Here is a 22,064-nt window from a genome sequence, read left to right as displayed (position 1 = left end):
TGGAAACCTTGGCCAGCCGCCGCTCACGCGTCCTGTTGCGTGACCAGCTTTGGAACCTCCGCGCGACTTCCAAACATGCGAGCGTAAGCAAACAGCCCGACGCCACAGGCGATCGTCAGCAAACTGACCCATTGTGAAATCGTCAGCTCCGTACCGAACTGGCCGGACTCGTCATTTCGAATAAGCTCCAGCACGAATCGCGAAATGGGATAGAGGATCAACATCAATCCCATGACCTCGCCGTCGTTCCGTCTTACATGCCAATAGAACCACAGAAATAGACACAGCACAAATGCATTGACCGAGCTATAGATTTGAGTCGGGTGCACGCCGTTGGAACGTTGCCGCAGTTTCGTCATCGGAACTTTGGATCTTCCGATTCGGTCGCCGACGACTTCCATCGTCGCAAAACCGGCTTTCGGAGTCCCGATGAGATAGCGCACCCGGTCAGCATCGAGGCCCGTGTAAACAGAAATCGTTTCGCCTTCGGTCAGTCCAATTTCTTTGCCCACTCCATTGCCCGGATCGGTTACGCGAAAGAAGCCCGGTTCGTTGGCAATCGCCTCTGTTTCTATCCCCAGCAATTCGCCGGAATAAAGCTGCTGCATGTAGGCTGGCGAACCAGCCGGAAACTCGATCGCGGGCAGTTGCACATCGCAGACGCCTCCCCAGCAACATCCGTTGAGCAAACATCCGATTCGGCCGATTGCCAATCCCAGAGCCATTCCTGGAGCGATCAGATCAGCCGTCATCCAAACCGGCAATTTCCATTTCCAAACGACTAATGCCGAAGCCAGCAGGGCTCCTATCATGCTGCCGTAAACCACCAGTCCGCCTCCGACCATGTCGAAGATTCCACTGACTGTTTCAATCAGGCTGGCTTCTGGTTTGAAGAAATGATCATGATTTTGAATTACGAAAAACAGTCGAGCCCCCAACATGCCGCACAGGATCATGGCAACAGCCAGGCGAAAGATATGCTCCGTCGGGTATCCGATCTTGCGACAGCGATAGAAAACGATGCTCATTCCCGACAGCACGGCCAGCATAAGCATCATGCCGTACCCCCGAATCGCCAGGCCACGATTGATCGGGTCGCCAAGCGGATCGGCAGGGTCGATTCCGTCTTTCGCAAGCTTGGGCAGCAGGAACATCATCGCAATGCAGCCGACGACAATGATCGGGAGCGTTGCCGTGAACTCGGCCTTAAGATTGGCACGGTCGCGAATCGCAACGATGCCAAGCCACAGTCCGCAGAGCAGCACCCAGCCGATTGCACCGGGGACGCCGAACCAGCTTGGAGGGATGTAAAAAAGTGTTTGGAGCATGTCGGAATGTTACGTGATTGCACCAGACCTAGCCAGCCGAGTGTGTGCGCGGAGCCCATGGCAGTGTTGTTGGCGGCCCAAGCCCTTCAGGCCGTCACAAGGCAATTGTCAATCAGACGCGTCTTTCCGACATAGACCGCGATCAGCAGGGCCACCGGCAGTTGTATCGGATCGGCCGATTCGAGAGTGTCCGGATTCACAACTGCGGCGTAATCGATCGAGGTCACGCCACCATCGATCAGCATCTGACGCATCTCGGTAAGCACCTCAAAACCGTCCCGCTGTCCGTCGAGAATCTGCTGCCGCACGTGGGATAGCGTGCGGTTGATTGTGAGTGCAACTTCTCTTTCTTCCGGGCTAAGATAGATATTTCGCGAACTCAGCGCCAGCCCGTCGTTGTCCCGAACGATCGGACAAGTCCGAACTTCGACTGGCACATTCAGGTCACGCACCATCTGCTTCACTACCACCACCTGCTGGTAGTCTTTCTGCCCAAAGTACGCTACGTCGGGCGCAACGATGTTGAACAGCTTCAGCACGATCGTCGCCACGCCACCAAAGTGCGTCGGGCGAAACTCTCCTTCCAGTTTTCGCGAAATCTTCGGCGGCGAGACCGAAGTAGAGCTTCCGGGCGCGTACATCGTTTCTGCTTCGGGGCAAAACACATGGTCGACCCCGACTTCGCCCAACAGTTTGACATCTTCTTCAAGCCGTCGGGGATACTTGTCCAGGTCTTCGCCCGGAGCAAACTGTGTGGGGTTGACGAAAATCGTCACTACCGTGACATCGCTCTCGGCAACAGAGGCCCGCGCGAGACTCAAATGTCCTTCATGCAAAGCACCCATCGTTGGCACGCAACCGACAGATTTTCCATCACGTCGGAGTCGGTCGCTTAGAAATCTCATTTCAACAGGGTCGTGAATTATCGTGGGGGTCTTAGGCACAGTTCAGCTTTCTCATAAATTTTGAATGCCGAAATTTTGACTCCAATTGTGTACAATACCACCCCCGCAATTCCTCTATCCAGCCCTTCCAGTCCGATGACCTCTGCAGAAAACGCGTCTCAGGAAAACTTTGAAGACGAAGTAGTCGAAACTGGCCAACGGATGCTGATGTTCAGCGTCATCCCCAGCTGGATGATCAGTTTCATCGGACACGTTGCTCTGATCGTGCTGCTGGCCTTTCTGGTGATGCCCAAGAAGGAAGAGATCACCACCGCGATCGAAGCTTCCGCCACGCCTGGCGAAACGCTGGAAACGATTGATCTCGATATGGCTGATTTCGACGATGCTACCGAAGAAGAATTCAGCGAAGTTGAATTCGATGACGTAATGCCGGTCGAAGTCGAGTCGGATCTGGAGTCGCTTGATTCAATGGAATCGCTCGAGTCTTCGGAGTTCGTGGGCGCCGAGGAGATGCTGTTCGATGAAGGCACGTTTGGTGAAATCGGAACTTCCAGCGGCGACGGTAGCGAAATCGGAGGTCGGACCGGGGCGAGCAAAAGTTCGGCGCTGAAAAAGTACGGTGGCACCGACGCTTCGGAAGAGGCCGTGGAACTGGCGCTGCAATGGATCGTCAAACATCAGCTTCCCGATGGAGGCTGGAATCTCGATCACCGAATGGGGCCCGGAGACCATCGAGACAGTCCGAACGCGGGCACGCTCAGCGAGGCGCGAAACGCAGCGACCGCGTTGGCGTTGCTGCCGCTACTGGGAAGCGGCAACACGCATAAAGTTGGCAAGTACAAGGAAAACGTCCGCGGAGGGCTTGAGTATCTGATGGCTGCGGCCAAGAGGGACGGCCGCGGCATTTCCTTTATGGAAAAAGGTGGTTCAACTTATTCGCACGGGCTGTGCTCGATTGCAATTTGCGAAGCCTACGGGATGACGAGAGATCCACGATTGGCTCCGTTTGCGCAGGGCGTGATTTGGTTCTCAGAGGACTTTCAGGACCGACAGAGCGGTGGCTGGCGATACGTTCGCGCACCCACAATGTCGGTTGCCAGCTGGCAGGTGATGGCTCTCAAAAGTGCCAAGCTTTCGGGGCTGAGTGTCAATCCGCAAACGTGGGCGTTGTTGGACAAGTTTTTGAACAGCGTTTCGGATGTCGATGGTTCTGCATATCGCTACCGACCTGCGAACAAGAACTCTCGTAAAGGTATGACCGCGATTGGATTGCTGTGCAGGATGTACACCGGTCGCGACAAGGATCATCCTGGAATGCGTAAAGGTGTTGAGTCGCTCAGTGAGGAAGGACCCGATTTATACGAAGGTGGCGATGATACCAGCGACATTTACTACAACTACTATGCGACACAGGTGATGAAGCAGTACGGCGGGCCGATGTGGGACAAGTGGAACGATACTCTTCGTGACCACCTTGTTGAAACGCAAAGCAAAGAAGGCAATTCAGCGGGGAGCTGGTACTTCGAGGATCCGATGGGAACGTCCAGCCCAAAAGGCGGTCGCCTCTACACGACGGCGTTGGCTTGTATGACGCTGGAGGTCTATTACCGCTATCTGCCGATCTACGGTGACGAAAGCGTTTCGGACAGCTTCAGGCTGGATTAAATTTTCGAACCATCGCCCTGAGATGATGCCGTCGACCTGTGCTGTTAAAAAGAAAGATCCACACTGCCGCGTACGAGCTTGTGAACTTCTTGTGGCGAGCTTTCAACAGCGAACGTCGTGCCGGGTTACTCTTTGCCGACCCGGAACACGGTGTCGGTTTTCAGGACCGCACAGGTTTCAGGAAACGTGTGGAAAGCCCGAACGCGAATGTGGCTGATGAAAGACTGGGCGTGCATGTAGCTGATTGCTCCGAAGTTCAGCCGTCCGTTGGACTGGAACCGATGAACCAGGCCGTCCGTTTCCACTCGCTTGTCCAGCTGTTGCTGGATGGTGACGAAGATTTTTGGATCAACAGAGTCCATCGAAACGTTCGATTGGTACCCGATAATCTGCTCGTAGACAGAAGGACCGTTCGTCATGGAACCACCGACAGCGTGCGAAACCAGTCGCTGCTGCTTTGGAAGTTCGTGGCTTGCAGCGGCTGCAACCTCGCAGAAAACCAGGTCGTTGTGTTGAAACGTGATCAAGTGACCATCGGTCGTGATATTTAACTGCAACCGATAGTTATCACGTTCGACGTGGCGCGAACCGCACACCTCCACCAGTTCCGGGTGAACCGGTTTGGCGAAAAGATGAAAGTTCATCTCGGTGACTTTTGGTCGAGCGGATAACACGAATTTTTTCAACTTGAATTGGGCCTGAAAAATCGGGGCAGAGGTCTCTGCCGTTTCTAAATGTAGTCCCTGCTCAGAGACAATTGCGACTGCAAAAAAGCAAATTTGGGAAAAAGGTCTTTTGAACGCGGACAGAAATTATACGCTTCCAAAACTCGTGAACCAACGACAAATTCTTTTCATGGGAAATTGGATTTTCTGTTGTTGACAATCCCTGCAGAACAGATCGGCATTTTGAAGATTGAAACTGAAACGCATCAGCTAATCGCCAAAATATCAAACACCGCATGCACACCAATCGCAATCGCAATTCCGCGAAAACGAAACAGGACGCACAAAAAGACTGAAGCCAAAAAACGAAACAGGAACGTGGACATTTGAAACGGAGAGCCTTCGGGGTTGAACGCGTCGCAGTGTGCGACCGCGAACAGACAGCTGACCAGAATCGCCGCTAAAAACAGGGCCACGTTCTCTCTTTGTGTCACGCGACACAGCCAACAAAAAAGCGGCGCGAAGATCAACAATCGGAAAACGAGTTCTTCGTGGATTCCCGTTCCCAGACACATCAGCAAACGTCCGTACTGCTTCGAGTCCGAGAAAACAGTCGCCAATCCCGCCAGCGGTTGGGGACGTTGATTGTCGAGGTACAGCAACAGAATGTCACAGGCTAAAAACAGTATCGTCGCCAGGGCAATGGACTCAATCGCCATCCAGAAAACAGTCCGAAGATGAAACTGTCCGGGTTGCTTCTGGCGATGATGTAAAAATAAAAACAGCCCAACGGACACCAGAGGAAGTATTACGATACTGGCCTGTCCAAGCGGTGAAAAAACCATCTGAACAATTCGGTCGATTCCGCTGCGAACGGCCTCAAACTCTAACGCCATGCTGACTTCGTACCAGATCAGCAATGGCAACATGAAGGCCAGGCATGCGAGTGGATTGTGCGTCTCCAACCAATAGTCGTACCGCACGGCTTTCTTCTTGACCGGTTGCGTTTTCGCATCGAGGACTTCGAGTACCGATCCCGGTTTCTTCCGTTCCGGTTGTTGAAGCTGGATACTCATCGCATTCGTGTTCATGTTTCCGCTACGAAGCGGAGTCGGTTATGTCGTGCTGGATTCCGCTCGTGCGGGACGACAAACGGTACCGATTTTCAGCATCGTCGCCAATGTCATTCCGCTGCCGTCAACCGGACGCGCGGGACACCGAAGTCCACTCGATTTTCTTCTGGCCAAACGAATCCAGTGCTTCGTTGGTTCGCGAAAAAGGCCGGCTTCCGAAGAATCCGCGATGAGCAGATAACGGGGAAGGGTGGGGCGATACAATGGTTGTGTGCTGTTCGCCAATTATCGATAGTTTTTTCTCTGCTGGCTTTCCCCACAAAATAAAAACGCACGGCAGTTCTCTTTCGCCGACGCTGCGAATGACAGCATCAGTAAATTTTTCCCAGCCTTTTTTACGATGCGAGTTGGCTTCGGACTCTCGAACCGTCAGCACGGTGTTGAGCAGCAAAACGCCCTGTCGCGCCCACGACTCAAGGTTTCCGGACTGCGGAATTTCACATTCCAAATCTGCTGCCATTTCCTTGTAAATGTTTTTCAGCGAAGGAGGCAGTTTGCTGACGGTTTCAGAAACTGAAAAGCAAATCCCGTGAGCCTGTCCCGGACCGTGATAGGGGTCCTGCCCAAGGATCACGACACGCGTTTCGGCCAACGTCGTGAATCGAAATGCGTTGAAAGTGTCCTCTGCCGGAGGATAGACTGTTGCATCGTTTCGCTGCTGACGGACGAACCGATTCAGCTCCTGAAACCAGTCGGATTCGAATTGGGTCACGAGCGTTTCGGACCAATCAGATTCGGTGGGCCAGTGATCAGGAAAGTGGCTCATTGAGTTTGGATCGCAACATCGCCACTGACGTCACTGGCAACGGCATTGCCGTTCTCCGAAGGACGAAAATCGACCAGATGCAATTGGACGCTGCGATAGCCGCGGAACTCGTTGATCTGAGGACGAAACGCGAAATCAAAACAGGCGTCAGGCTTTTCCAGTTCCTTGGCCCATTCGGCTTTGCCAAACGCGACGGCCCGAATTGATGATCCGTGTTGTTGCAGACGAAGCGAAAGATGTCGGCCGTCGGAGCCCATCGTTTTGGGAGGTTCTGCAAGCCGGACTTCAGTCGCACACATCAACGGGCGAGGATTCTTTTGCCCGAATGGAGCCAGTCGCTCCAGATCGTTCATCATCGAAAACGTCAAATGGCCGAGTAGTGCTTCGGCATCGATATCCAAATCCGGAATCAGTGCTTCCACGCTCACCTGATCGATGATCTGTTCGCAAAACTCCTCTCGAAAAGCATCCACTTTGTCGGCATCAATGCTCAATCCAGCAGCCGCTGAGTGACCTCCGAACTTGATCAAGTGATGGGCGCTTCCAGCCAGAGCATCGTAAAGGTTGACGCCGCAAGCAGATCGGCAGGAGCCTACACCGGCGCGTTGCCCAAGCGGATCGAGTGAAATCAAAACGGTTGGGCGATGGTACTGTTCAGCAATCCTGCCGGCCGCGATTCCGATGACTCCCAGGTGCCAGTCTGGTTGAGCCAGCACGATTGCGGGTTCGTTTTCCGGATCGTGGTGTTTCTTGATCGCTTCGTTGGCGGCTTTCAAAATTTTGCGATCCAGCGAGTCGCGATTCTTGTTCAGCTCGTTGATGTAAGTTGCCAAATGTTGAGCCCGTTCTGGCGAATCGCAAGTCAGCAGTTCGACTCCCAGTTGAGCCTGCCCCAAACGCCCGGCCGCGTTGAGCCTTGGGCCGATACGGAACCCAAGGTCTTCGGATTCAAGCTTTGGCTTTTTGTCACATTCCGCGATCTTGATCAGCGCCCGCAAGCCCTGGTTCGCATACGACTGCATGCACTTAAGCCCGTGATGCACGATGATCCGATTCTCATCCAACAGGGGAACGACGTCGCAGACCGTGCCGATCGCTGCAAGTGAGACCGCAGAGAACAAAAAGTTCCGCATTGATTCAGGAAGCTTTTCGCTGCCGGCACGGCGTTGACACATGGCCCATGCGAGTTTGAAAGCCACGCCCGCGCCGCACAATCCCGGAAACGGATACGGGTCGCCTGGCAATCCTGGATGGACAATCGCTGCTGCGTTCGGAAGTTCATTGCCAACTCGATGATGGTCGGTGATGACCATCCGCAAGCCAATCGATTTTGCGTATTCAACTTCTTTAACACTGTTGATTCCGCAGTCGACCGTGATGACGAGGCTGGCGTCCCTCTCGCGGATCTTCTTGAGGCTTTCATTGCTCACGCCGTAGCCATCGTGCAGCCGATTGGGTACGAAGTAACCCACATCCGCGCCGAGCTTTTTCAAGCAACGATATAGAATCGCAGTCGAGGTCATCCCGTCGGCATCGTAGTCGCCGTACACCCAGATTCGTTCATTGGCTTCGATCGATTCGAAGATCGCGTCCACCGCAGCGTCCACGCCGGGAAGTTCGCTGGGCTTACGCAGTCCGGTCATTTTCAGATCCAGAAAACTGCTGACGTGTTCGGGTTGCGTGATGCCGCGCAGCGCGAGCAGTTGTGCAATGACTGGAGACACGCCGGATTCGCGTTCAATCGACTGAACCAGTTGCGCATCGTGCGCACGCAAATTCCATTTCAGGCTCATCGATTCTCCAACACACAGTTTGATTTGAAACCGATATGTTAAAAAACGTGAGCAAACTAGGCAAGTCTCTCGAAGCCATGGCGATCAAGCTTGTGCAGGACGCTGGCAGTAGGTGAGTCTGTCCCAGACTCACAACATGTTCGCTATTGCCGCATGAGTCTGGGACAGGCTCACCTACTGTACGCCTTATTGCGCATCAGCCTGCGACAGACTCACCTATTCGAGTGCTCTAGCTGACGCCGTGGAAATCTTTGATGATCTTCCACGTTTCTTCAGGCGATTCAGCGTACTGGAACAGCTCCATGTGCGAATCCTGAATGACGCCTTCGTCTGCCAGGAACTGGAAGTTAATAATTCCGTCCCAGTATTCTTTGCTGTAGAGAATGATCGGAATGTTTTGCATCCGACCGGTTTGTCGCAAAGTCAACGTTGTGAACAGTTCGTCCAGTGTTCCGAATCCGCCCGGAAAGCAAACCAGTGCTTTGGCTCGCAACAAAAAATGCATCTTGCGGATGGCAAAGTAGTTGAACTGGAAACACAGTCCTGGCGTAATGTAAGAGTTCGGCGTTTGCTCGAACGGCAACGTGATGTTGAGCGCCATCGATTGGCCATCCGCATCGTAGGCTCCCCGGTTGCCGGCTTCCATGATGCCTGGCCCGCCACCCGTTTTGATGATGAACTCACCGTGATGACCATCGCTGAGGTTGTACTCGGTGACGATCCGTGAAAACTCCCGGCACTCTTCGTAGTAGCGAGACTTGGACATTACGCGCTCTGCGAGAAACAGTTCGCGTTTCGCTGCCGGGTCATCGGGAAGCTTTCGAATGCCTTCGTTGGCTGCGGCCAAGCGTGCTTCTGCAACGTCTTTGGGCGCGATCTGAGTTCCGCCAAACACGACGACAGTTGACTTGATGCCGGCTTCTTCCATCAGCATTTCTGGCTTGAGCAGCTCAAGTTCCAGACGCAGCGGTCGCAGGTCTTCGCGGCGGATGAAGATTTCGTCCAGATAGGCCAGACGATAGCTGTGGTGATTCATGATCGCGTCGAGGCGATCGTTTACTTCTTTGTCTTCGCTCACGATGTTATCCTGTGCGTGGTTTTCTATTCGTTTTCTTGTTTTTTGATGAGCGAAAAGCCTAATTCCCCGCCGTTGTTTTTGAAAGACCGGTTTAACGGTCCGCCCCATGTCATCCGAAGAATTTCGATTCCAGCCCACGGCCAGTTTGGCTGTTCTTCGTCAGCGTAGCCTCCTGCTGCGAAAGATACGTGCTTTTTTCGAAGATCGCGACTTCCTGCACGTCGAAACGCCACTGCTTTCTCGCGATACGGTCGTGGATCGCTACATCGATCCGGTTCGGGTCAGCGAGTCAAATGTGATCGCGGGCGGAAGCCAGGATCCAGGCCACGGCGACGCAAACTTCTTCTTGCAGACCTCGCCCGAGTTCGCCATGAAACGGTTGCTGGCGTCTGGAGCCACCTCCATCTTTCAGATTTGCAAAGCATTCCGAAAAGGGGAATCGGGTCGCCGACACAATCCGGAATTCACAATGCTGGAGTGGTATCGGGTGGGAGACGATCTTCTTAAAGGCATCGATCTGTTAGCCCAGTTTGCAAAGTTTGTTTTCGATGTGAATCAGGTTGCTACCATCACTTACCGCGATGCGTTTGTTGCTGTCGTAGGCATCGATCCATTCTCTGCGTCGATTGAACAATTTGCTGCCGCTTGCGAATTCAATGGCGTCGATACGACTTCCTTCGTCGATGATCAGGATCGAGACTCCTGGCTGAACTTGATCATGTCGGAAATCGTTGAGCCCAAGTTGGGAGTTAAGCACCCGGTGATCGTTTTTGACTGGCCGACCAGCCAGGCAGCGTTGGCGAAAATTCGCTGCGACGATCACGTTTACGCTGAGAGGTTTGAGCTGTATGTGAACGGAGTCGAACTGGCAAACGGCTATCACGAATTGCTCGACCCGGTTGAGTTGTTGGACCGAAACGAATGGGTGAACCAGCAACGGTTGGCTGACGGAATTGCCGCGTTGCCGCTCGAGAGTCAGTTGCTTGAAGCAATGCGACACGGTTTGCCAGCCTGCAGCGGCGTGGCGTTGGGAATCGACCGGTTGCTGATGGTGTTGTTGAAGAAAGAGTCGATTGGTGACGTGATTGCGTTTCCGATCGATCGGGCTTAGGGTGACAGTGCTTCAAAGACGCGCGCGTTGCTGAGTCCGATTCGAACAGATAGCGATAAACATTCTCAGAAGATTCAGATGAACGAAGAACCGCAACCGCCAAACCCGTTCGCGTCTCCCGAGGTTGCGGTCGCGACTGCCATTCCGGATTTCGATCCTGACACCGAGATTCGCGAATTCCATTTGGGCAAGTCGCTTGTGAGGTGGTTGGTGATTTGCATTGTGAGCGCCGCGCCAAGTTTCTTTTGGGGGATGGCGTTGGCCGATGACTATGCGATCCAGTCAGTTGCGATGCTGTTGGGGATTCTGACTTTTGTGGCCCTGTATGTTTTTATTGAATCGAGAGAATGGACGCGGCGAAAGCTTACCAATCGATCGATAAGACTGGCCGTCAACATTGGCTACATCTCACGGATTGTGATTTCCGTGATTTACCCTGTCGCGATGATTCTGGACATGATCTGCGGAATGTTCTCAGTGGGGCTTGTGTCCGAGTTGTTTGGCTATGGTTTTGGTCTTGAAACCAGATATGAAGAGACGGAAATCGTCGCATGGCCGTACATGTTGGTTTGGTTCTACTTTACCACGCTGGTTCAGGGCGTATTTTTGAATATTGTATTGGGCGGATATACCATGTTGGTCTACGCGTTTGCCTTGCTGTTCCATAAGCGGCGTTAGAGTGTGTCTTGCGGATAAATGAAGAAAGGGCTCAGCATTCACATGTGAACACCGAGCCCTTTGAAATCTGAAAGCATTGAAACTTAAAGCCCACGGAACGTTGCGTTGGCTTCAGCTTTTTTCTGCTACGCTCCCATCGCGTCCTCAAACGAGCCTTCCTGAACGTCGAAGCACAGGTTGTCACGAACCCATGCGATGCCGTCCGCGCTGGTGCGATCTCCGTCGCGATAGTTGCTTTCTGCTTCCACAATTAGCGGAGCAGTTTCGCTACCCATGATGTCGCAATATCGCGACGCATAGCCGATCTTCATCATGACTTCTGCGTATCGCGTCATGTTCAAGTCGCCTGTCGCGAGGTCCGTAAACTGCATCGCGCGGTTGTGCCAATTGCCGTCCATCTTGCGAAGCGGCACGTTCTTGTGAATCGTGAAGTTCTTCACGTGGCAACCGTAAACGCGATCGCCAACTTTGTTGAAACGAGTCTCCCAATCTTCGCCTTCCCAGCAATGGGAAGGGTCGGCATTGACTGTAAGACATTTGTCGCCATCGCAGGTATCAACCAGCATCAGGAATTCATCCGCACAAACCGCAGCCGTTCCAGGGTGAATTTCGTGAGCCAGATAAATGCCCAACGAGTTCGCGTGAGCACGTAGCTTTTCGGTCTTTGTGGCAAAACGTTCTTTGCCTTCTGCAAGCAGGTCGAAACCGGGACCCGCCCAGAACCCCCAGGGGTATCCGGTCGCCATTTCCCAACCGAAAGCCACGCCCCAAAACATGGGCATGATCTTGATGCCGCATTCAGCGGACAGATCCATCAGCTTTAACAGATAGTCCTCGTAGAACGATTCCAGTTCCGACGGTGACTTGTCGTGGTTCTGGGCGTGAATGAATGGGTGGCCACTTTTGGTTCCCGTCCAGGCACTTGTGTGAACCCAGAAAGGACAGTGGGCTGAAATTCCATCGAAGTGCAGCTCGTGCTTTTCGAAACAGTCTTTGATCTCTTCAGCTGACTTGAACGAAGTGCCGTCGTCCGACGCCTGGAGCATGTAGTTGGAAGGTTGAGCACCGCCGGCTCCGGACGCTTTCGCGAAAGCGAGGAATTCGTCCAGAGTTTTCGCGCCGTGCTGCGCTCCTTCGATACTCGAGTGAAAAATTGGCTTTGCCATAACGTCGTGCCTGGTGGTAAGTCTGCTAAAATTATCGAACGCCTATTGTGGCCACCAAACGGGTCTCTTTCAAGGATTCGAAATCTCGTCGATGCGAATCCAGGCGTAACAGATTCCCCAATTGGACCAGTCGACTGTGAGTTTTCCTGGTTGCGGTCCGAATTGACGCGTTAACGACATGATCGCAATTTCAGACAACGTACAAATTCGTAAAGATCCGCCGAGCGGGACCATTTTGATCAATCGCCCGGACAAACATAACGCGTTGTCGCGCGAAATTGTCTCGATGATTGACCAAGCGTTTCAGGACTTTCATCAGGAACGCAATGTCCGTGGAGTGATTTTGACAGGCGCCGGCGACACGTTTTGTTCGGGTACCGATTTGGTTCAGCTTCAGGAAACTGCTGAGGCGAAAGACGCGATGCAGCAGTGGCATCAGGATGCGAACGAGTTTCGCGGGCTGATTGAATTGATGCTGCGATATCCCAAGCCCATCGTTTGCGCGGCCAACGGGCCAGTCGTGGGCAGCGGCGTCGCGCTGATGCTGGCTTCGGATCTGGTTGTGGCGTCAGACAAAGCAACGATTTCGATTCCGGAATCGCTTCGAGGTTTGAGTCCCGGGCTGACGATGCCGCTGCTTTCATATCGATTGGGCACGGGGTTGGCCGCTCGTTTGTTATTCAGCGGTCAGACGATTGATGCCGCCACGGCAAGAGAGTTGGGGCTGTTCCATGAAATCGTCAGCGAAGATTTTGTCTGGGCCAAAAGCCAGGAAGTCGTCAGCCGCACCGCGCTGACGGCTCGAGAGTCGCATCAGATGACAAAGCAGTTTCTAACCGAAACGGTTGGCGAACAGCTGTTGATGCAGCTAAGCATCGCGGCCGCCAATATGGCTGCGGCCAGAACGACGCTGGCGGCGAAAGAGGGCATCGCCGCGTTTCTCGAAAAACGAGATCCCGATTGGGATAAACCCACTGAGTTCTAAACTAAAACCTGTCGCAGGTCTCCATCAGGATCTGTGATGTGGTGCCTGGCACGATGGCTTCATCGTTTCAACAGGTTCGCGATTGCGACTCTGTGACGTGTCGACTCTAAGCCCAGATTTCCAAAAACTCAGACTCTCCGGTTGGCTCAACCGCCGTCGCACCAAGACAAGCCGGCAACAAAACCGTTTCGCCTCGTCCAAGCTCTTTATCGGCGGGATCGTTCTCGATTGAAACTGACCCATCGATCACGGTCAGAATACGAAAGCGACCGTCGCCTCCAACGTTCACCGATTCGCCTGTTCGGTGACGGCAAATGGTGAACTTGTCGCAGGTGACCAGCGTTTCGACTCCCTCACCATCGGCAGCGGGAGTTTCAGCAGCCACGGGGCCGCGTGCAAAATCAGTGGCTGCGATCCCCTGTTCAATGTGCAGATCTCGAGGATTTCCATCGGCATCGACTCGGCCCCAATCGTCAATCCGGAACGTCGTGTTGCTGGCCTGTTGAATCTCACAGATCAACAGCCCTGCGCCGATCGCGTGCTGGGTTCCTGCTTTGATGAAAACGCAATCGCCGACTTTCGGCTCAAAGCTGTGCATCATCGAAGGCGTTTCGCCGCTGGCGGCAGCGGCCCGAAAGGCCTCTTCGGTCACGCCTTCTTTCAAGCCCGCATAGATTTTCGCGCCGGGTTTTGCATCCATCACGATCCAGGCTTCGGTCTTGCCCAAATCCGGTGGCGAGAGTGTCGAACCGAAAGCGTCGTCTGGGTGAACCTGAATGGACAAGTCCCGGTTCGCGTCGAGGAACTTCAGCAGCAGCGGAAATCGATTTCGTAGCTGGACCGGAATGGAATCCGATACCAGTTGGCTTGCCAGGTCGGCCCCCAGAAGTTCCGTGCCATGGTCAGCGATCAATTGTCGCAGGCTTTTCCCGCTATGCGGGCCATGCATCACAATGCTCTGGTCCTCGCCATGATCCACGATCTCCCAGCTCTCAGCCGCGGTTTCGTCCCCGGTTTCTTTGAGCAGTTGGTCGCGTAACCCGAACCCACCCCAGATGTATCGTCGGAAAATTGGCTCAAAGCGGAGAGGGTACATGTTGCCACCAGATAGAATAGGGATCACGATTGAGGGCTTTCGTTGAGGGAATCGTTGGCTTCTGATACGATCCCAGACACAACACACACTATCACTTTACTGCCTCCGTTGACGAGCAAAAGTAGTCTGACCCCGAATGAGTTTCCGCAACAGCGACGACGACCTTTTTGAAGAAAGCCGGATGAGCTTTGGGCAGCATCTCGAAGAGCTGCGTTGGGTGTTGGTCAAATGCCTTATCGCTCTGGCGATTGGATGCTGTATCGGCTTCTATTTTGCCGAAAACGTCGTCAAGCAGCTTAAAGTTCCGCTTCGCAAAGCGTTGGACAATTATGAGCTGGTCGAAGCCAAAGACCAGATGGTCAGTGAGCAGGGCTACATCGATCCGGATCTTGCTCCGTGGATGGACGAGTCCCGATATGTGCCGCAAAAAGGTTTGGTCGACCCGGTTGAGATTCTCAAGCTGTTGCAATCGATCAGTCCTGACATCGGTGAAAAAGTCGAACTGAATCCCTATCTGTTTTCCGCCGTCGACTTTGACCGCGAGAGGCTGAAGGAGCTGTCCGGGCGCTTGGCCAATCAGACAGCGGACGCCAATAGTGACGCGGCGCAGCTTAAGGCAGTCTGGAGCCGGATTCCCAAAGCGACGCAGATCAAGATCGCCGACCTCGCGAAAAAGTCAGAGGTCAACGGCGCGGACGTTGGGCTGTTGGTCGACGCATTCAATGTTGTGGCCGGTAAGGATCTGCATTCCGATGCTGCGTTTTCGGAACAGCTGGCGGAACCGGATCAGGGATTGCTGGCTCGGATGTTCTCCAAGCCTGTCGAAAAACCGTTGGCGAGAATGAAGACTTACTTGCGGGAGAACTCGAAAGACGAAGCTGCCAATCGTCAGCTCAATCGGGCACTCGTGCATAGCCTGTTTCAAAACCAGTTGCCGCCACTCAAACGTGCTCTAGGAGAGCTGACGATGTGGGTGCCGCTCAACAACGAGCCTCAGTCTCTGGCGCCGACCGACGGTTTCCTGATTTGGCTCAAGGCGGGTTTGATCACGGGCTTGTTGGTCGCGTTGCCGGCGATCATCTGGTTTCTGTGGACGTTTGTCGCCGCAGGCCTTTACCCTCACGAGCAAAAATACGTCTACATTTTCCTGCCAGTGAGTTTGGCGCTGTTTTTCGCTGGCGTTTGCCTGGCGTTCTTCTTTGTGTTTGCTCCAGTGCTGGACTTTTTGTTCTCGTTCAACAAAGCGATGGGCATCGCACCGCAAATGCGAATCAATGATTGGCTAAGCTTTGTGATGTTCCTGCCGTTGGGATTTGGAGTCGCGTTCCAGTTGCCGTTGGTGATGCTGTTTGTCAACCGAATCGGATTGATCAGTGTGGAAGCTTACATTGAGAAATGGCGGATTGCCGTCATGGCGATCAGTGTGCTTTCGATGCTGTTAACGCCTGCGGATCCGATCAGTATGGTGCTGATGGCGGCGCCGTTGACGCTGCTGTATTTCCTCGGCATCGGGATGTGCAAGTGGATGCCGGCTCCGACGAGCGACAATCCATTCGACGAGGCGACGGTATGAGCGAAGTGGCAGAATCCTTTCCGGTCGGCCATCCGTTGGCTGGCTTTGAAGATCAAATCGATCAGCTGCGAGAGTGTGGGCGGCTGTTTCATTCCCGAGGCTGGTCGGTTGGAACCAGCAGCAACTACAGCGTTGTGATTCCTGGTGATTCGGTAGAACTGATTGTTACCGCCAGCGGCAAGGACAAAGGTCGGCTGAAACGAGGCGATTTTGTACGTCTGGATCAAGAAGGATGCCCCACGCAGGCCGACCAGCTCAAGTCTTCGGCGGAAACGATGCTGCACGTGGTTCTGGCTGCAGAACCTGTTAGTGCCGGTTCAATTTTGCACACGCACAGCGTCTGGGGCACTTTGCTTTCGGATCACTTTTATGACCAGGGTGGATTCGAGATCGAAGGTTTTGAGATGCTCAAAGGGTTGGAGGGGACTGCGACGCACGAGACGGAGCATTGGGTGCCGATCTTCGACAACACTCAGGACATCCCGTCGCTGGCCAGGGAAGTGCAAGCGATGATTGAGTCGCAGCCCGAGAAGATCTCGCATGGTTTTCTGATTCGCAAACACGGATTGTATACCTGGGGCCGTGACGTTTTTGCGTCGCGACGACACATCGAGGTGTATGAGTTTCTGTTCGAGTGCGTTGGGCGGAAACTGGGCCTGTAAGTCGATCGGTGTGGGAGCGGTCTCCACTGCGCGATCGGAAATGTCCGGATGCCGTTCTTGGGCAACAGGCAAAGGGCAGTAGTTCCGCGCCGCTCACACCTCACGCCGGAGTCCGCTGTCCTGCGTCCTGCGTGTAAGCTTGCTGCCGCTTCGGGTATGATTGCCAGTGTTACACGTACTCGCAAAAGGAACGAAATGGTATCTCTGTCCCGAACTGGCAAACTGGTCTCTGGCATCATGCTTTGCCTGCTGCTCACGACTTCTTTGCAAGCTGACGAATCCGAATCGCCGCCCAATATCGTTTTGATCATCTCTGACGATCAGGCTTGGACCGATTATGGGTTCATGGGGCACGCGGATATCGAAACACCAAACCTCGACAAACTGGCCGCACAAAGTCTGACATTCACTCGCGGGTATGTGCCGACAAGCCTCTGTCGTCCTTCTCTGGCATCGATCATCACAGGGTTGTATCCCATTCAGCATCACATTTCCGGAAACGATCCGGCGATCGGCGGCGAGGATCGGGAAACCAGAATCGCTGCACTGAATGCGAAAATTAAATCGTTGGATACGCTGCCGAAGTTGTTGGCTACGAAAGGCTACGTCAGCTTTCAGTCCGGCAAATGGTGGGAAGGATCCTTTGCCGATGGAGGCTTTACGCACGGCATGACACACGGCGATCGGAAGCGCGGTGGCCGACATGGTGACGAAGGATTGAAAATTGGCCGTCAGGGACTGCAGCCCGTTTATGACTTCATTGAAGACGCCGGGGAGAAGCCGTTTTTCGTTTGGTATGCGCCGTTTCTGCCACACACGCCGCACAACCCACCGAAGCGCTTGTTGGAAAAATATACCGCCGAAGGACGCCCGGAGTCTCTTGCGAAATACTACGCGATGTGCGAATGGTTCGATGAAACCTGCGGCCAGTTGGTGGACCATATCGATTCGAAAGGACTCGGTGAGAACACGATCGTGATCTACGTCACGGACAACGGTTGGATCCAACGCACGCAAGAGTCAAACGTGCCAAAGGATTGGAACAAGCCATTTGCGCCTCGAAGCAAACAGTCGCCATCGGAAGGTGGCGTGCGCACGCCTATCATGGTCCGCTGGCCTGAAACGATTGAGCCAGTGATGGATCAGGAAACCCTCGTTAGCAGCATTGATCTGGCTCCGACGATTCTCCAGGCGGCCGGGATTGAGGTTCCCAAGGCGATGACCGGGCTGGACTTGATGTCGGTCGCTCGTGGCGAGGCGCTCAACCGGGAGGCTCTCTGCGGTGAGATTTTTGCACACGATATCGCGGACATTGATGATCCGTCCAAATCGTTGCTGTACCGCTGGTGCGTGGTCGGCGATGAAAAACTGATCAAATGTTTCGACGGCCAGACCGGTCGAAATGGGGGAATTCACAAACACATGCAGGGAGACAAATCGACTCAGTTGTTTGATCTCAAAGTGGATCCTCATGAGACGAAGAACCTGTTCGAGGAGCGGCGTGAGAAAGCAATCTCGCTGGAGTCTTCGCTGACCAAGTTCTTTATGCGGCTTCCCGATCCGTGGGTTGATGATGAAAGTAAAAAGTTCACTCAGCAGGATCGCCTGCGTGGTTCGATCACGCCAGAACGTGCCTGGTGGGACTTGAAGCACTACCAGTTGTCAGTTCAGGTTGATCCGGAAGCAAGAACGATCAAGGGCTCGAACATCATCCGCTTCGAAGTGCTCGAAGAAGGTTCGACGATGCAAATCGATCTGCAGGAACCGCTTGAGATTACGAAAGTCGAGCATGAATCGGGTGAGTTGAGCTTTACCCGAAATGGAAACGTGTACTTGATCGAAATCGGCAAGCCGATCGCGAAAGGAACGAGCGATCAGATTCAGGTCTTCTACGAAGGCACACCTGTCGTCAGCAAGAATCCTCCGTGGAGCGGCGGTTTTTCCTGGCAGAAAGACAACAAGGGAAAGCACTTTATCGCCACGTCTTGTCAGGGAATCGGAGCCAGTATTTGGTGGCCGTGCAAGGACCATGGCTATGACGAACCCGATGCGGGGATGCAGATCAACGTCACGGTGCCCGAAGACTTAACAGCCGTCTCCAACGGGCGTCTGACGAAAACCGATCACGATGTTGATGGCAAAACGAAGACTTTTCAGTGGACAGTAACCCAGCCCATCAACAACTACGGCGTGAACGTAAACATCGGCAACTATGTGAACTTCAAGGACAAATACGACGGCGAGTTTGGCACGCTGGATCTGGACTACTGGGTGCTTGCGCATCAACGCGAAACGGCGGAGAAGCATTTCAAGGAAGCTCCGCGAACAATCGAAGCGTTCGAACACTGGTTCGGCAAATATCCTTTCTACGAGGACAGCTACAAACTGGTCGTCGTTCCGTATTTGGGCATGGAGCATCAAAGCTCGGTCACCTATGGCAACGGATTCAAAAATGGCTACCGCGGACGCGATCTCAGTGCGACAGGCGTTGGCCTGAAGTTTGACTTCATTATCGTTCACGAGTCCGGGCACGAGTGGTTCGGCAACAACGTGTCGATGAAGGATACCGCTGACATGTGGATCCACGAGAGCTTCACAAACTACAGCGAAAACCTGTTCGTTGAATATCACTTTACGAAGCAAGAAGCCGAAGACTATGTGATCGGCTGCCGCAGGAATGTCAGAAACGAAAGCCCCATCATCGGCGTCTATGGCGTCAACAATTCGGGTTCCGGCGACATGTACTACAAAGGCGGCAACATGATTCACATGATGCGGCACATTGTGAACGACGACGAAAAATGGCGTTCTATCCTACGCGGCCTCAATAAAGCGTTCTGGCATCAAACCGTAACGACACAGCAGGTTGAAGACTATCTCAGCGAGCAAGCCGGTTTCGATTTCAGCAAAGTCTTCGATCAGTATCTTCGCGGCACCGACATTCCGGTGCTCAAATACAGCATCAACGGCAAGACGCTGAAATATCGACTTGAGAAGGCCGTCGACGGGCTCAAGATACCGGCTCGAGCTGCTATCAACGGGCAGACGATTTCATTGGAGTTGAGCGGAGACGCTGCGTCGTTTGAGTTCGCTGATGAGATTGAAATGTTTGAGCTCGACCGAAACTTCTATGTCGAAACGCAGCTCGAAGAATGAGCTACAGGGATTTTCGCAAAGCCTTGAAGTCCGCTTCCGGATCAGTGATTCGCGCGGCCTGCATTCCTGCTTGCTGGGCAGCGAGTGATTCGGTCAGGCTTTCGCCGACGAACATGGTTTGCCACGGAGAAACGCCGGCGTGTTGCACAGCCAGCGAAAAGATTCCGAGGTTTGGTTTTTCGATGCCAACCTCAGAGGACAGCAGCGTCAGGCCTTCTTCGAAGATAGCGAAGTCGAAATCTTCTGGCAGGAGCCGTTGCAAATCATCGCGAGTCAGATTTCCGGTGTTGGAGATCAGCCCGACGCGAATCTTTTTCTCCTTGATTGCACGAACACAATCCAGTGCTCCCGGAAGCCAGCGTTTCTTGCTGATGAGAGTGTCGCCAATGTCAAAGAATACGACTTCGATTGCCATGATTGATTCTTGTGATCTGGAGTGTGTATGAAAAAACCCGCTGTCGAAAAACAGCGGGTTTTGATCTGTTGAAATGTCTGGAGTTAGTCCAGGAAGCCAACCAGTTCCTGGCTGCGGCTTGGTTGCTGCAGCTTGCGAACGGCTTTGGCTTCGATCTGACGGATACGCTCACGCGTCACCTTGAAGATGTGGCCGACTTCTTCCAGCGTGTAGCTGTAGCCATCGCCCAAACCGTAACGAAGTTTGATAATCTCGCGTTCACGATAGCTCAACGTTTTCAGGACATCCTGAATCCGACCTTTGAGCATTTCCTGCGACGCACCGATCGATGGGCTTTCGGCTTCACCGTCTGGCAGAAGATCGCCGAAGTGGCTGTCTTCGCTGTTGCCGACCGGACGATCAAGGCTGATCGGATAGCGGCTCATCGCGAGTACGCGGCGTGCTTCTTCGACAGTCGTTTCGCTGCGACGTGCGACTTCTTCGAGAGTCGGCTCGCGGCCAAGTTCCTGAAGCAGTTGACGTGAAACCGAACGCACGCGAGACATTGTCTCAACCATGTGAACCGGAATACGGATCGTACGGCTCTGGTCGGCGACAGCGCGGGTAATCGCCTGTCGAATCCACCATGTGGCGTAAGTACAGAACTTGAAACCACGACGGTATTCGAATTTGTCGACCGCACGCATCAAGCCAGCGTTGCCTTCCTGAATCAAATCCAGGAAGCTCAAACCACGGTTGCGATACTTCTTGGCGATCGAAACCACCAGGCGAAGGTTACCTTCGGACAGTTCGCGTTTGGCTTTCTGGTAGCGACTGTAAACGTCACGCAGAAAGTTGCATCGGTTCCGCAGGCTGCTGGGCGTTTCCTGGCAGGCCAGAAGAATACCACGCATTTCCTGAACCCAAGCTTCACGCTCGTCCGCAGGCTTCTTTGTTTTCTTGTGCTTGTTGATTTTGCTCTGCAGTTCATCCACACGTTCGCTGAAGTCTTCGATCATGCGAATGTGGTTTTCGATTCGCTGGGTACGAAGTCCCAGTTCTTCGATCAGGCGAACGCAGCGACGACGACGACGGCCCAAATTCTCCCATGCTTCGTGGCGTTTCTTGGCCGAAGCAGTTTTGGAGTAGGCGGTCAGGAAGTCGTGACGATTTTGCTTGAGCAGGATCGACAACGTTTTCAGGTTGTGGCCGATGCGTCCGAGAATCTGTTCTTTCTCAAGACGATCCGTAACGGAAACCTGAACGGTACGATCGAACGGCAACTCGCCGCGGTAGACTCGAACCAGCGTCTTGTAAGCAGCCTTGATGACGTAATCTGATTCCAGCAAACGTGTGCGGAACTGACGACGTGTGTCTTCGATGCGTTTGGCCAGCGTGATTTCTTCCTGACGGGTCAGCAAAGGAATCTCACCCATCTGCGTCAGGTACATGCGTACCGGATCGTCCGACCAGCCCTCTGACTCGTCGATGCCAGTGAACTCACTGGCCTTGGGGTCAGGAACAGGTTGAACTCTCGTTTCATTTGTGGGCGCTGCCGGATCCGCTTCGGCGATAGCTTTTTGAATGCCATCGTCAGGGACTCGTGTTCTTGTTGCTTCGCCGTTAAATTCTTCGATAAGGGTATCGTACAATTTTAACTCCGCCGGGATGGATATAAGGTTGATTGGGACGAATTGAGGGTTGTGGACAAAAATGGTTCATGGCAACGCCACACCCCACTACGTCGGGGAGCCACCGCTCATCATCGTTTTTGAAACTTCCTGGTCGCTTTTATTTTGGTTGATCTGTCAGGAACGCAAATCCGGCAGTCCTTGGCCGAACGTGTTACGCTGCATGTACGATTGTGTTCGCGCAGAGGTACTCAGTTTTCTTCCCATCTGACGTCCGAA

At 53.6% G+C, this 22,064-nt stretch carries 18 protein-coding genes; 7 read left to right on the top strand and 11 right to left on the bottom strand.

The window, feature by feature from the left end:
• Positions 1 to 23: 23 nt before the first annotated feature.
• A complete protein-coding gene (locus MFFC18_RS21650) occupies positions 24 to 1,328 on the bottom strand; it encodes a prolipoprotein diacylglyceryl transferase (RefSeq protein WP_075083804.1) in 1,305 nt (434 codons plus the stop codon).
• 86 nt (positions 1,329 to 1,414) lie between these two features.
• Positions 1,415 to 2,272, bottom strand: coding sequence for a pantoate--beta-alanine ligase (gene panC / locus MFFC18_RS21645; protein WP_315849989.1), 858 nt, complete (start codon positions 2,270 to 2,272; stop codon positions 1,415 to 1,417).
• A gap of 96 nt (positions 2,273 to 2,368) precedes the next feature.
• On the opposite strand from panC, the gene MFFC18_RS21640 reads away from it, so the two are divergent.
• Positions 2,369 to 3,898, top strand: a complete 1,530-nt coding sequence (locus tag MFFC18_RS21640; RefSeq protein WP_084416994.1) for a prenyltransferase/squalene oxidase repeat-containing protein — start codon at positions 2,369 to 2,371, stop codon at positions 3,896 to 3,898.
• Between the two features lie 125 nt (positions 3,899 to 4,023).
• Here the strand turns inward: MFFC18_RS21640 and MFFC18_RS21635 are convergent, their stop codons facing one another.
• From MFFC18_RS21635 to MFFC18_RS21615, 5 genes are all read right to left on the bottom strand, one after another.
• Entirely contained in the window at positions 4,024 to 4,542 is a 519-nt protein-coding gene (locus tag MFFC18_RS21635) for a DUF2617 family protein (RefSeq protein WP_148619034.1), read from the bottom strand.
• A gap of 287 nt (positions 4,543 to 4,829) precedes the next feature.
• Positions 4,830 to 5,639: a CPBP family intramembrane glutamic endopeptidase gene (locus tag MFFC18_RS21630; RefSeq protein WP_157665096.1), complete on the bottom strand. Its 810-nt coding sequence runs from the start codon at positions 5,637 to 5,639 to the stop codon at positions 4,830 to 4,832.
• A 121-nt stretch (positions 5,640 to 5,760) separates the two neighbouring features.
• Positions 5,761 to 6,462, bottom strand: coding sequence for a uracil-DNA glycosylase (locus MFFC18_RS21625; protein WP_075083808.1), 702 nt, complete (start codon positions 6,460 to 6,462; stop codon positions 5,761 to 5,763).
• Entirely contained in the window at positions 6,459 to 8,255 is a 1,797-nt protein-coding gene (gene recJ, locus MFFC18_RS21620) for a single-stranded-DNA-specific exonuclease RecJ (RefSeq protein ID WP_075083809.1), read from the bottom strand. The genes MFFC18_RS21625 and recJ overlap by 4 nt, the downstream gene beginning before the upstream one ends.
• Positions 8,256 to 8,484: 229 nt before the next feature.
• Complete coding sequence (locus MFFC18_RS21615; protein WP_238381216.1) at positions 8,485 to 9,333, bottom strand: LOG family protein; 849 nt, start codon at positions 9,331 to 9,333, stop codon at positions 8,485 to 8,487.
• A gap of 106 nt (positions 9,334 to 9,439) precedes the next feature.
• Between MFFC18_RS21615 and epmA the strand changes: the two genes are divergently transcribed.
• Both epmA and MFFC18_RS21605 read left to right on the top strand, forming a co-directional pair.
• The gene (gene epmA, locus MFFC18_RS21610; protein ID WP_075083810.1) at positions 9,440 to 10,444 is read left to right on the top strand and encodes an elongation factor P--(R)-beta-lysine ligase; all 1,005 of its coding nucleotides are present in this window, start codon (positions 9,440 to 9,442) and stop codon (positions 10,442 to 10,444) included.
• A 78-nt stretch (positions 10,445 to 10,522) separates the two neighbouring features.
• Positions 10,523 to 11,122 carry a hypothetical protein gene (locus MFFC18_RS21605; RefSeq protein WP_075083811.1) on the top strand — a complete coding sequence of 200 codons (600 nt, stop codon included), beginning with the start codon at positions 10,523 to 10,525 and terminating at the stop codon, positions 11,120 to 11,122.
• A gap of 125 nt (positions 11,123 to 11,247) precedes the next feature.
• Here the strand turns inward: MFFC18_RS21605 and MFFC18_RS21600 are convergent, their stop codons facing one another.
• Entirely contained in the window at positions 11,248 to 12,288 is a 1,041-nt protein-coding gene (locus tag MFFC18_RS21600) for a sugar phosphate isomerase/epimerase family protein (protein WP_075083812.1), read from the bottom strand.
• A 178-nt stretch (positions 12,289 to 12,466) separates the two neighbouring features.
• Here MFFC18_RS21600 and MFFC18_RS21595 point away from each other — a divergent pair, with 178 nt between their 5' ends.
• Positions 12,467 to 13,273, top strand: coding sequence for an enoyl-CoA hydratase/isomerase family protein (locus tag MFFC18_RS21595; RefSeq protein ID WP_075083813.1), 807 nt, complete (start codon positions 12,467 to 12,469; stop codon positions 13,271 to 13,273).
• Between the two features lie 106 nt (positions 13,274 to 13,379).
• Here the strand turns inward: MFFC18_RS21595 and MFFC18_RS21590 are convergent, their stop codons facing one another.
• Positions 13,380 to 14,369, bottom strand: a complete 990-nt coding sequence (locus tag MFFC18_RS21590) for a type I phosphomannose isomerase catalytic subunit (RefSeq protein ID WP_075083814.1) — start codon at positions 14,367 to 14,369, stop codon at positions 13,380 to 13,382.
• Between the two features lie 136 nt (positions 14,370 to 14,505).
• On the opposite strand from MFFC18_RS21590, the gene tatC reads away from it, so the two are divergent.
• The 3 genes from tatC to MFFC18_RS25355 all read left to right on the top strand — a co-directional run bounded on the left by tatC (position 14,506) and on the right by MFFC18_RS25355 (position 19,760).
• Positions 14,506 to 15,942, top strand: a complete 1,437-nt coding sequence (gene tatC, locus MFFC18_RS21585) for a twin-arginine translocase subunit TatC (protein WP_075083815.1) — start codon at positions 14,506 to 14,508, stop codon at positions 15,940 to 15,942.
• The gene (gene mtnB / locus MFFC18_RS21580; protein ID WP_084416996.1) at positions 15,939 to 16,604 is read left to right on the top strand and encodes a methylthioribulose 1-phosphate dehydratase; all 666 of its coding nucleotides are present in this window, start codon (positions 15,939 to 15,941) and stop codon (positions 16,602 to 16,604) included. Before tatC ends, mtnB begins: the two co-directional genes overlap by 4 nt.
• A gap of 195 nt (positions 16,605 to 16,799) precedes the next feature.
• Complete coding sequence (locus tag MFFC18_RS25355) at positions 16,800 to 19,760, top strand: sulfatase-like hydrolase/transferase (protein WP_162273931.1); 2,961 nt, start codon at positions 16,800 to 16,802, stop codon at positions 19,758 to 19,760.
• 1 nt (position 19,761) lies between these two features.
• Here MFFC18_RS25355 and MFFC18_RS21570 read toward each other — a convergent pair whose 3' ends face one another.
• Positions 19,762 to 20,175 carry an HAD family hydrolase gene (locus MFFC18_RS21570; protein ID WP_075083816.1) on the bottom strand — a complete coding sequence of 138 codons (414 nt, stop codon included), beginning with the start codon at positions 20,173 to 20,175 and terminating at the stop codon, positions 19,762 to 19,764.
• 83 nt (positions 20,176 to 20,258) lie between these two features.
• Positions 20,259 to 21,806: a sigma-70 family RNA polymerase sigma factor gene (locus MFFC18_RS21565; protein WP_075083817.1), complete on the bottom strand. Its 1,548-nt coding sequence runs from the start codon at positions 21,804 to 21,806 to the stop codon at positions 20,259 to 20,261.
• Between the last annotated feature and the right edge of the window lie 258 nt (positions 21,807 to 22,064).

This window comes from Mariniblastus fucicola (genome assembly GCF_008087665.1).
GTDB classification, from domain to species: Bacteria; Planctomycetota; Planctomycetia; order Pirellulales; family Pirellulaceae; genus Mariniblastus; species Mariniblastus fucicola.
Note: the sequence above shows the minus strand (reverse complement) of the source record. Positions and strands in the feature narration are given on the sequence as shown.